At 45.2% G+C, this 11,705-nt stretch carries 11 protein-coding genes; 8 read left to right on the top strand and 3 right to left on the bottom strand.

Going from position 1 to position 11,705, the window contains the following annotated elements; genetic code table 11:
* The 5 genes from MiSe_RS23025 to MiSe_RS23005 all read left to right on the top strand — a co-directional run.
* Positions 1-1,369: CHAT domain-containing protein (locus MiSe_RS23025; RefSeq protein WP_226585241.1), on the top strand; the 1,369-nt coding region annotated here is incomplete at its 5' end.
* Between the two features lie 50 nt (positions 1,370-1,419).
* Positions 1,420-2,307 (top strand): DUF928 domain-containing protein, encoded by an 888-nt coding sequence (locus MiSe_RS23020; RefSeq protein WP_226585239.1) that lies wholly within the window; start codon positions 1,420-1,422, stop codon positions 2,305-2,307.
* A 73-nt stretch (positions 2,308-2,380) separates the two neighbouring features.
* On the top strand, positions 2,381-5,755 hold the full coding sequence (locus tag MiSe_RS23015) for a CHASE2 domain-containing protein (RefSeq protein WP_226585238.1): 3,375 nt from the start codon (positions 2,381-2,383) through the stop codon (positions 5,753-5,755).
* 121 nt (positions 5,756-5,876) lie between these two features.
* Positions 5,877-6,062, top strand: coding sequence for a hypothetical protein (locus MiSe_RS23010; protein ID WP_226585236.1), 186 nt, complete (start codon positions 5,877-5,879; stop codon positions 6,060-6,062).
* Between the two features lie 263 nt (positions 6,063-6,325).
* Positions 6,326-6,493, top strand: coding sequence for a hypothetical protein (locus tag MiSe_RS23005; RefSeq protein WP_226585234.1), 168 nt, complete (start codon positions 6,326-6,328; stop codon positions 6,491-6,493).
* 629 nt (positions 6,494-7,122) lie between these two features.
* Here the strand turns inward: MiSe_RS23005 and MiSe_RS52875 are convergent.
* From MiSe_RS52875 to MiSe_RS22990, 3 genes are all read right to left on the bottom strand, one after another.
* On the bottom strand, positions 7,123-7,239 hold the full coding sequence (locus tag MiSe_RS52875; protein ID WP_226585243.1) for a PEP-CTERM sorting domain-containing protein: 117 nt from the start codon (positions 7,237-7,239) through the stop codon (positions 7,123-7,125).
* A gap of 130 nt (positions 7,240-7,369) precedes the next feature.
* The gene (locus MiSe_RS22995) at positions 7,370-8,671 is read right to left on the bottom strand and encodes an RNA-guided endonuclease InsQ/TnpB family protein (RefSeq protein WP_444980538.1); all 1,302 of its coding nucleotides are present in this window, start codon (positions 8,669-8,671) and stop codon (positions 7,370-7,372) included.
* A gap of 199 nt (positions 8,672-8,870) precedes the next feature.
* Positions 8,871-9,386, bottom strand: a complete 516-nt coding sequence (locus MiSe_RS22990; protein WP_226585230.1) for a hypothetical protein — start codon at positions 9,384-9,386, stop codon at positions 8,871-8,873.
* Between the two features lie 878 nt (positions 9,387-10,264).
* On the opposite strand from MiSe_RS22990, the gene MiSe_RS22985 reads away from it, so the two are divergent.
* From MiSe_RS22985 to MiSe_RS22975, 3 genes are all read left to right on the top strand, one after another.
* On the top strand, positions 10,265-10,495 hold the full coding sequence (locus MiSe_RS22985; protein WP_226585228.1) for a hypothetical protein: 231 nt from the start codon (positions 10,265-10,267) through the stop codon (positions 10,493-10,495).
* Positions 10,496-10,846: 351 nt separating this feature from the next.
* Positions 10,847-11,434, top strand: a complete 588-nt coding sequence (locus MiSe_RS22980) for a hypothetical protein (RefSeq protein WP_226585226.1) — start codon at positions 10,847-10,849, stop codon at positions 11,432-11,434.
* Positions 11,435-11,452: 18 nt separating this feature from the next.
* Positions 11,453-11,701, top strand: coding sequence for a hypothetical protein (locus MiSe_RS22975; protein WP_226585224.1), 249 nt, complete (start codon positions 11,453-11,455; stop codon positions 11,699-11,701).
* Positions 11,702-11,705: the final 4 nt, after the last annotated feature.

Below are 11,705 nucleotides of genomic sequence, written 5' to 3'. Positions count from 1 at the left end.
CCTGAATTACCAGGCTGAGCCTGGTGTAATCCGTTCCCAGGCTGAGCCAGGGAACCAGGGCACACCCCCCCTGAATTACCAGGCTGAGCCTGGTGTAATCCGTTCCCAGGCTGAGCCAGGGAACCAGGGCACACCCCCCCTGAATTACCAGGCTGAGCCTGGTGTAATCCGTTCCCAGGCTGAGCCAGGGAACCAGAACCAGGACAACCAGGGCACACCCCCCCTTGGCAAGGGGGGGCAGGGGGGGATCGAACAAGCTAACCTAGCCAAAGCTCGTCAAGTCCTCGAAGCATTACAACTGGCAGAATTAGATAACTTTTTTGGCGATGCTTGTATCAAAAGTAAGCCGGTGGAAATCGATCAAATTGATACAAAAGCAGCGGTGATATATCCGATTATTTTAAGCGATCGCTTAGAAGTAATTCTCTCGATTCCCAATCAACCCCTACGCCACTACGCCACCCAACTACCTCGCCAGGAAGTAGAAAAAACTCTGGAAAACTTCTACTCTGCCCTTTTCCCAGCTTATTCCCGCGACGAGCGAAGGCAACTATCTAAACAAGTTTATGACTGGTTGATTCAACCCGGTGCAGCAGATTTAGCCAGTAACAATATTAAAACTTTAGTATTTGTTCCCGATGGTTTGTTCCGCAACTTACCAATGGCTGCACTTTACGATGGGAAACAGTATCTGATAGAAAAATACAGCGTTGCTATAAGTCCAGGTTTGCAATTATTTCCCGAACCACTCGAATCAAAAGAATTTACCGTATTAGCAGCCGCCTTAACCGAAGCACGCCAAGGATTTATTGCCTTACCTGCTGTAGAAAAAGAAATTAAACAAATTAGTTCTGAAGTTAAAGCAGAGATTTTGCTCAATCAACAATTTACCCGCGCCAGCTTTCAAACAGCAATCGAGGGTAAATCTTTTCCCGTGCTGCACTTGGCAACTCACGGTCAATTTAGTTCCAATCCAGAAGAAACATTTCTACTAACTTGGGAGGACAAAATAGGGATTAAAGATTTAGATGTTTTGTTCCAAAAAAGTAAGTTGGGTATTGCCAATCCGATTGAATTACTGGTGATGAGCGCCTGTCAAACCGCAGCGGGAGATCGACGTGCGACTTTAGGATTAGCAGGATTTGCTCTGCGCTCTGGCGCCCGCAGTACTCTAGCAAGTTTGTGGTCGGTTAATGATGAATCAACATCTGAAATGATGAGCGAATTCTATCGCCAGCTAACCCGGAAAGACAGTAAAATTTCTAAGGCAGAAGCACTCCGCAAAGCCCAACTTGCTGTTTGGAAAAATCCCTTACACAACCAGCCATATTTTTGGGCTTCCTTTGTGTTAATTGGGAATTGGTTGTAGCCATTTTTCAAGTTAATTTTAGTAAGGTTTTTAAATTATAGAGGTGTAACATGAGCCAAGCTACATTCTACCTTTCCCGCAGCTTATTATCAGCAACCCTGACTGCGGGATTACTATTGACAACTGGACTAGACAATTCAACCCCAGCCTTGGAATTTAAGCCGCCAGGAGATTCAGCACCGAAAAACAGCGTGGGAGGAGGTGCGCGAGGCGTGCAATTCGCCACACCAGGCGATCGCTCACCTTCTAACAGCGTTGGGGGTGGGAGTAGAGGCGACGTGCAATTTGGTACCCCAGGCGATCGCGCGCCTTCTAACAGCGTCGGCGGTGGGAGTAGAGGGGACGTGCAATTTGGTACCCCAGGCGATCGCGCGCCCAGTAACAGCGAGGCTGGCGCGGTGCGAAGCGATACTCCTCTACAGATGACTGCCGTAATTCCACCGACAAAAGTTGGACGCACGGTGTCAGCACGTCCGACATTCTTTGTTTACCTACCGCCTACACTTTCGAGAGCAGCGTTTTTCAGCTTGCAAGACGAACAAGGAAACCCCCACTACCAAACGCAACTATCGATTTCTGGAAATGGGGGAATTGTCAGCATCACCCTGCCAGAAAATGCACCCGGATTAGAAATGGGGAAAAACTATATGTGGGTGTTTGCGCCAATTCAACCAGATGGGATTCTGCGACCCGATAATTATGTCGTAACTGGATGGGTGAAGCGAGTCGCGACTGAGAATAACCAGTCTTTTTCCTCCCCGATCGAACAGGCAACAGCATTAGCTCAAGCGGGGATTTGGTACGATACGCTGAGGGTTTTAGCAGCCGCTAAGCGATCGCAGCCTAATAACGCCAACTTGGTCAAGGAGTGGCAAGAGTTGTTAGAGCAAGTGGGATTGAACGCGATCGCCAAAGAGCCGATCGCTGAACAGTTGTAAAGCGAGCGTTGCTGATTGGGGGATCAATAAGAGGTAATGGTTAATAGGATATTACCCATTACCATTTGATCCAATGCGGCAAAAACTCCAGACAACAATTAAACAATGGCGAGCAGCGTTGATCGTTGCTCCTACAGTAGCAGGCTTAGTCATTGCTGGCAGTATGGCTGGCATCTTCAACTTACTCGAATGGTCGCTCCGGGATCAATTTTTTCGCCTGCGTCCAAACGAACCGATTGAGAGCCGTATTGTCATTGTCACGATTGACGAGCCAGATATTAAATATGTCAAAACTTGGCCCATGTCCGACCAAGTCATGGCTCGGTTAATCAGCAATATAAAAGCTCAGCAACCGAGAGCAATTGGGATCGATCTTTATCGAGATTTGCCAGTCGAACCGGGACATGAGGAATTAGTCGAAGTCTTCAACACTACCCCAAACTTAATCGGAATTGAAAAAGTTGGCAAAGTTGCGATCGCTCCCCCACCCGGGTTAGCAAAGTTGGGTCAAGTCGGAGCCAACGATATAGTCTTGGATGCTGATGGCAAGCTGCGCCGAGGGTTGGTTATCCTCGCCAAGTCGGACGACACAATGGTGGAAGGATTCGGTGTCAAATTGGCACGCATGTATTTGGAGAAAGAAGGGATAAAACTGCGAGTAATCGCTCAAAAAAACAACATCTATGGGTTAGGCAAAGCAGCATTTGTTCCCTTGACGGGTAACGAAGGAGAATACAAGAAATCCGACACGGGGGGATACCAAATTTTAATCAACTATCGAGGGGGACTCAATAGCTTTGCCCATATCTCGATGATGGATGTTTTAGAGAACCGCATACCCAGGGAAATGATGCGCGATCGCATCGTCATGTTAGGAGCAAAAGCACCCAGTCTCAACGACAACCATCAAACCCCTTACAGCAGCACTCTGAATGCATCTAAGCAATTAACACCCGGTGTCGTCATACATGCCAACCTCACCAGCCAGGTTTTGAGTGCGGCACTAGAAGGTCGTCCCATGCTGCAAGCTTCAATTAAGCCTCTGAATTGGCTGCTCATTCTATTTTGGTCTGGAACGAGTGCCGCGTTTGGTTCCCTGTACGTGCGGCGGCGATTCTTGTCAGTCGGTGGTATTTTCCTGGCGGGAGGGATTATCGTCACCAGCGGCTATATTGCCTTTTTATCCGGTTGGTTAATCCCTGTTTTTACACCCCTAGTTGCAGTAGCGGGTTCTGCGGTTATCAGTATCGGTGCCACGCTTTGGAACAACCTCAAACTCTCCTATCAGCAGCTAGAAGAATACGCACAGACCCTGGAAATCAAAAATCAAGAACTGCAACAACTCGACAAACTCAAAGATGAATTTTTAGCCAACACCTCCCACGAACTGCGAACCCCCCTCAACGGCATTATTGGCATTGCCGAATCGATGTTGGAAGGAGCTACGGGAACGCTCACAGAACTTCAGGAACGCAACCTTTGGATGGTTGCCCAAAGCGGACATCGACTTTCTAACCTGGTCAACGATATCCTCGACTTCTCCAAACTGCGGCACAAAAACTTAGAATTGCAACTCAAACCCGTCAATATCCGCAAAATTGTTGAACTCGTCTTGACCCTCAGCCAAGGTTTGGTCGAACGCAAAGACCTAGAACTTGTGAATGCAATTTCTCCCGAATTACCCCCCGCCTATGTGGATGAAGACCGCCTGCAACAAATTCTCCTCAACCTGATTGGCAATGCCATTAAATTTACCGAGTCCGGAACAGTTAAAGTTTCAGCAGAATGGGTAATGGGTAATGGGTCATTGGTAATGGGTAATGGGTCAGAATTCAACCAATTACCAAAACAAATTGCGATTGCTATCTCCGATACCGGAATTGGCATTCCCGCCGCTCAAAAAGACCGCATCTTTGAATCCTTTGAACAAGGCGATGGTTCTAGCGCTCGCAAGTATGGCGGCACTGGATTGGGACTGAGCATCACCAAACAGTTAGTCGAACTGCACAATGGCAAAATTTGGGTCGAATCAGAAGTCGGTGTGGGGTCCCGTTTCACCTTTACCCTCCCTACTTCCGACGCACCTGTGGAAGATATTCCCACCGCTCCCACCGTCAGTACCCTTCGCCGTCCCGTCAGCGAAGCGAACCTTTCATCAGCAAACCTGCCAGAAACCGCACCGGCAAATAATAGTGCTGCTGAAGGAGATTTCCACATTTTAGTTGTGGATGACGAACCGATCAACCTGCAAGTTTTGCAAAATTACCTTAAAGCCAACAATTACAAAATTACCCAAGCACTAAATGGAGAAGAAGCTTTAGCTGCACTTGAGGACGACCAACCTGTTGACCTGATGTTGCTCGATGTGATGATGCCCAATATGTCAGGCTATGAAGTGTGCGCCAAAGTGCGGCAAAAATACCCCGCCCAACAGTTGCCCATCGTCATGTTGACTGCCAAAAATCAAGTCGCCGATTTAGTCACGGGCTTCCAATTTGGCGCCAATGATTATATCACCAAACCCTTTGCTAAAGATGAATTGTTGACGCGAGTTAAGACTCACCTCAAATTGTCGAAAATCACCAATGCCTACGGACGCTTTGTTCCCCATGAATACCTCGATTTTCTCAGCCGAGAGAGCATTATCGATGTCAAGTTAGGCGACCAAGTCAGCAAAGAAATGGGAATCATGTTTAGCGATATTCGTTCTTTCACCACCCTCAGCGAAACCATGACTCCCCAAGAAATCTTCAACTTTGTCAATGCCTATCTGCGGCGAGTCAGTCCCGAAATTGAAAAGCATCATGGCTTGGTTGTCAAATACATAGGAGATGGCATGATGGCTGTATTCCCCAATGGTGCAGATGATGCAGTCGCAGCGGGAATTGCCAAAATCGCCAAAGTCGGAGAATACAATCAACATCGTCAAGCAGAAGGCCATAAACCAATTCAAATCGGCATCGGGATTCATTTGGGTTACATCATGGTGGGAATTATTGGCGTCAACAATCGGATGCAGAGCGATGCGCTTTCCGATACAATTAACCTCACCGCTCGTTTGGAAGGCTTGACCAAGTTTTATGGAGTTTCTTTGTTAATTTCCGGGCAAGTTTTGCAGAAATTAAGCCACCCCGAACGATACAAAGTTCGCTTTATAGACCAGGCCATTGTTAAAGGCAAAAATGAACCGATTGAGATTTATGAAGTGTTGGATGCGGAAGTTGAGGAGGTGAGGAAATTAAAATTACAAACTCAACTTGACTTTGACCGGGGTTTAGAGTATTATCGTTTGGGTAAACTTGAGCAAGCCCAAGAATATTTTGACCGAGTGTTGGCAATCAATTATCAAGATAAAACGGCGGCGCTATACCTGGAACGAATTGAGCAATTATTCGAGCAGGGCGTCCCCGATAATTGGGATGGGATTTGGCGTTTTACTCAGAAGTAACCGGGCTAATTTCCGAATCAGGACTAAAGTCCTTAATACAAACAATTTAATCATCAGGGCATCTATACGATAGGATTAAATAAAGCACCATTATCTGGGTGGAGGAGAATGCAAGGGCAGTATGCTCACGCACCTTTGGAGTGCCGCAGATATATCGCGTAGCGTGGCGTCAGTCCTATTGCTCCCGTGCCGACCTTTGGAGAATCACCCAGCGCCAGCAGAACGTCAGTTACACGAACTCGGAAAAGTCGGAAAAGTCGGAAAAGTCGGAAAAGTCGGAACAATTGGATTGTCCATTGAAAAATAAAATTATCTCGATTATTATTATTTTTAACCCGATTCCAACAAAAAAGGGACATAACTAGAATCCTGTAGGTTGGGTCAAGTTCCTCGACCTAACCTACATTTGTTATTGCAAAGGTATGATTCAAAGCATCACCAAACTTGTGTTATATCATGTCCTTAGGTATCGGTAGTGTATGGATGGTTAATTGCTCGCTTGCTAATTGCTAATAGTCAATTGCCTCCAGAGCAGCGATTAGCGATTAGCTATTAGCAGTTACACAACCGTTGCTTAAGGAGATCTTAAAGAAACCCGGTTTCTCGGCGACGGGTTTTTTCTTTCCGCGTCGCGGGACGCTCACACTATTTTGTCATGGCGATGCCACCGGATTTGATATAACTACCCCCACGTACTTACTAACTCAAGTTGCTAGTTATCTCTCTGGGAGCGGCTAATGGCGTTCCCAGGCAGGAGCCTGGGAACGAGGCTAATGGCTAATGTCAGTAAAAATCCTATATTAGCAATTAGCAATTAGCTATTAGCAACGCCCTTGTTTATAACTAGCAACTTGGGTTACTAGATGAGTTTTCCAAACCAGATCAAAGTCGGAAAAATTTTTTTTGCCCTTAACAAAATCAATTGATATCATGTCCTTAGGCATCGGTAGTGTATGGATGGCTAATTGCAAGCTTGCTAATTGCTAATATAGTATTTTTCCTGATTGAGCCATTAGCGATTAGCTATTAGCAGTTACACAACCGTTGCTACTGGACATGATATGAATCGATTAATATATTTTTTACCCGATTTCAAGAAAAAAGGACATAACTACAATTGTGTAGGTTGGGTTGAGTTGCTTAACCCAACCTACATTTTTTATTTTGATTGGAATCGCATCTAGTAGGAGGTGGGATTCTCTTGCATTTTTACGTAATCGAACTTGGAAGTACAAACGCTACTCAACTTGAGTAGTTCCCTTAAAAGAGTAAGCCCCCACGCGCTTGTTGGCGTTGGGGCGTACCCCCGTTGTTTGTCTGGGCTAAGATAAAGCTAAGTTGAATTTTTACGACTGAGCTACTAACCCTTAAGCTTCTGCTTTCTGGGCGGCTAGCTTTTTGTGACGCTTTAAAGTTGCACCCAATGCGCCGAATGCAAGTAAACCCAAAACAGAAGCTGGTTCAGGGGTAGCAGCTACTTCAATGGTAGGTGCAGTACCCAGAAATGTAGTAGTGTTCGTACTTGCCGTAAACGAAAAGAGGTTGAAAGTGGTACTGGGGGTATTAAGGGGGTTATTGTTAGGATCGAAAACATTAGTGTTGACACTCTCATGGCTAAAGCCGATGAGATTCTGCGGACAGAGAAGGCAGAGGCTTTTGCCAAAGCCTAACTCTCGCTGCGGTCGTCAAGCACCGCCTACCCAGTAAGCCTAAGTCCAAGCCTAGATTTCTGGCTACTTTACGTAGAATATTTGCAGCCGCATTCAGATCGGCATTAACAATTGAACCATCAGAAGAACGATACAGACCGCGATAAATGCGCTTGCCAGATGCTTTCCACCCATCTGGCTTTTCGCCATATTTGGGCAGGGAGTCACCATCAAGAAAGCTGGATTGAGAAGTATAAGATTCTTCGGTTTCTACAAATCTGATACCGTGTAAATCGCCAAGTTGTTTCAAGCGATCCTTCAGTTTTCCCAAAGGCATTTGAACGAATTTCTGGTTGTTAATTCGACCAAGGTTAGCGCTATCCTTAAAACCTTCATTCCAACCAACAACTAAAGTGCCAATTCGGTATTTTAAACAGTGTCGAATGACGATCTTAGCTGCCTTGTTAATCCCGTCCCGCATTTGATGGTGCGAAGAGCGGGTAACTCTATCCAACCATTTATCCCAGTATCCCTCCGACTTGCCTTCTTTGCGGGTTGATACCTTTTTATTCCACAATTGATTCATCGCTTTCATGGCGCGAGCATCAATTAAGAAAGAATTACCATTAGTATCAACGCAGGCAGCTAGATTGTCGGCGGTTCCGAAATCGACTGACAAAGCACGATTGATATTCAGATCGTGCTTTTCTTTTTGGACTGGGTAGGACACTTCTAAATAGAATGCACCGTTTTTGGGCAGGAGCTTAAACTCTTTGACCTTTGAGCAGTCGATGTTCGACGGTATGGGCAGAAAGAATTCCGATATGCCGAACCACCTTCTGACGGTTAATCCCAAAGAGAATCTGAGTTTCCCGTCAACCAATACCGGCTTTTGTGCGCCAGTATTTGGGTAGGTCACTTTAAATAGCTTTGACCCTTTAAGATAATTTGGCGGTCTTGGCCTAAAATGCAACTTACCTTTGAAGTATGAATCTCTTAACTCCTTGAACGATTTAAAAGCCTCCGCTATCGACATCAATGTTTGTTGCATTGGTGTTGAAGGCAGGGATTGAGCGATTGTTGATTTTGAAACCGATGGTTCGTAGATTAGGTCAAATTTTCCGGTTAGTAACTTGCCAGTTTTGAAGAAGATTTGTCTGGCGAAGTAAATGCCGTTGTTGTAGAGCTTGCCCGACTGTTGACAAAGGTATTCTAGTATCGCTTTTGTTTCTGGATCTGGATATAGAAGTACCTGCTGGACACCCATGCTGTTTTTTGTTTTAGCTTTCGACATAACCTCTTTTTTGACTGACCCAATTACAGTAATCGACTATGATACTGATGTCAATCAAAAGCCACAAAATAACAAGTTATGCTGCTATAAAAAAGCCATTAATCTCACGACCATATTAAGTGCTTGATCGGCTATTACTTTGTTTGAACCTGGAAATGCGCCAGCAAGACAGTTAAGCGCTGTACTGAAACTTGGATCGTCGATCCTGAAATAGGACTGCGGTTAAAACCGCTCGTGTCGCACACCGACCAGCACTAAAGTGTCTGAGTTTCCCGCTTACCGTATGCCTTATGAAGTAAGAAACATCGTTGCCAGATGAAGAGGTGTTGGTATCTAATACTGACAGTTTTTTAGTTAGCGTATCAAACTTGAATTCTAGGAATTGACTGTTCGAGACACCATTGACAACCGTACTACCGCTATCTAGCAAGTTGCCATTAGGAGCGAAAACTGAAAGCGAAAGGGACTGCAAGAAGTCCTTCGGGCCTGCCCCTGCTTCTGAAATAATCGTTGGAGCAGTAGTTTCATCGTAACTAAAATTACCCGTACCCGAATAACCCGTATTGGTCTGGAAGCTATAGTTGAATGCAATCGCTTGAGCGGGGTTGTTAGGGCTAAAGGCGACCGCCACAGAAACTGTAGCAGAAGTCGCTGCGATTGCGGCAAATTTAGTCAACATGTTGTTCATGGTTTTAACTCCAATGTTGATTGAAATGGGCAAAAGGGTAGCGCCATTTAGGTGTAGGGTGTGTTAGGCTTTCGCCGTAACGCACCGCTTTCAGGCGTAATATCATGTCCGTTTGATTACCCCTAATTAGGACTGACGCGGGGATGCGGGGAAAGGGGGACGCTCTGAGTTTTAATTATGGGTGAAAAGCCGGACATCATATAAATGCCTGATGCAGAACTAGGCTCCCTTTCAGTACTTACACTTAAACACAGTAAATCAACTTCATTAATTTTTTCATGAAGATTTGATAAAGTTAGTTTGAAATTTCCGTATTTTTACTTTTCTCACATCTTTACCCTAGAAGGGTAGGACTACACAATCAAAGCCTGCTTTGGCAGGCTAACAAACCCTTATTTTTCCAGGACTTAGGCGCAAGTTCCCGGTTTCTACGAAAAATCGTTGGTTTGGTGGCGAGAGATGCAGGTCGAAACCGGGTTTCTAGGCTCGTGGTGCGTAAGTCCTGTTTTCGTTATTCCGCGCCAGCGGACGCCTTTTGTATAGCCGCACCGGCGGGTGACGGCGGCTGGTGCCAGATGTGAATTTTTTTACTTTGGCAAAAAAACAAAGGTGATAGGAAAAATAGTCGGTTTCGACGAGGGAGATTGACGCATCACCTTTGTTTTTGGGGCAGCGTGGGTAAGTCCTCTGTTTAAAGGCTATGGCTCTTGGGTTTTTTAAGAATTCATGTTCGTTACGAACACCGTACAGCAGTAGGTTCAAACTTGTGCAAATGCCCATTATTAGCAGCAATTACTATCCTAAATCCCAAACGTTAAATTCGATGCAATGATAAAACAATTACATATATTACGCAGAAACAGGCTCTGTTAACGTCAATGGGTCGTTCTAGAAATTCATCGGCTATGGAAAATTGGTATGGAAACAATTCCAAACCAGAAGACCCTAGCGCGACGATTCGAGGTCAGACGGTGTGGCGAGATTTACAAGATTACGTAAGCGATCGCACCGCCACCCTCCCCTTTTCTCCACCGCAACCCACGAATCCGCCTACCCAAATCGTAGAAGCAACCGGCTTTATTGTGAATGCCCAAGGCCAGGTAGAATAGCATCTTTCCCCCCGAATCGGACGGGAGTTTCTGCCACTTTTGCACAGCCGCAATGTAGCAAACTTAGCAATTAGGGGAAATCTGGAGTGGGTAGCGCAGTTGTAGAATCAGAGCGGTTGCCCGTCCCTTTTCTCTATACTCTGATTGTATTAATTTACCTTGATGAAGTTTTGATTGCTACCAAGTGCATTGGGTATTTTTTCATATATTATATTTAAAAGGCAAAGCAAAGGTTGACCTAGGAAGGCTGTACGAGTCAGGTTCTGGAATTGAAGTCAGGGCGCTGCGTTGATTGATGTGTGCAGTTATTAACAATTTTTTTAAGGGCATCCAAATCGCAAGAATATAATCATGAACCAAGCAAAAACACAAAGACACAAAGACTCTCAACAACAGCAACCCCTCCGTTTTCCACGCTCGATCCAATCGGTTAGCCGAGAAGAATTTTACAAACAGCCATTGCAGCTGTCCGTAAAGAAAGGACTGAGCGAAAATAAAGGTCAGCTGCCTGACGAGTTGCACGGTTCGGTATTTATTATTGCTCCTGTTGGAAATATTGCTTCAACACCTGTTACTTCTTCTGAAGAACCCGATTTTGGCAAAACTGTTGAGCCAACTAAAGATGGCTGGACTTCCATACTCAATGGGAATGGGATGGTATACTGCCTTGACTTTAGCCAAAACCCAGAAACTCAAATGTGTGAAGCCTATTTATCCAGCCGGATTCTCAAAACTCCTTCCTATTTTGCCGACAAAATTACAGCCAACCCCGCTCCTCAAAATCCCTATTATCAGTTTCGTTTTTACAACGCTGGGTTGGCACGGGTTTCTCCTTATCTTGGCGTGTTGAACCAAGTCAATACCGCCTTACTTCCCATGCTATTTCCGGGTGAGAAAAATATGCGACTGCTAGCTACTTGGGATGCGGGCATTCCCTAGGAAATCGATCCAGATTCTTTGGCTATTATTGCACCTGTCGGTAGGAATGATGACTGGGAACAAGTTATCGAAAACTTGCCTATTTTTCCCTTTCGTCAAATTATGGCTTCTGCCCATCCGTGCTTCGCTCCTTTAAAAGGAGAAATGTTTACTGTTAATATTGTCAAGTCTATTGATACTTTTTTTCAATTTTACCGCGTCATTAAATTTAATTTAAATAACTGGGTTAACAGTGGATATAAAATAAGTTTATTTAGCATATTTTGATTTT

It is taken from the genome of Microseira wollei NIES-4236 (assembly GCF_020521235.1).
In the GTDB taxonomy this organism is placed as follows: Bacteria; Cyanobacteriota; Cyanobacteriia; order Cyanobacteriales; family Aerosakkonemataceae; genus Microseira; species Microseira wollei.
The sequence above is the reverse complement of the archived record's forward strand: the minus strand, read 5'-3'. Positions and strand labels throughout refer to the sequence as shown.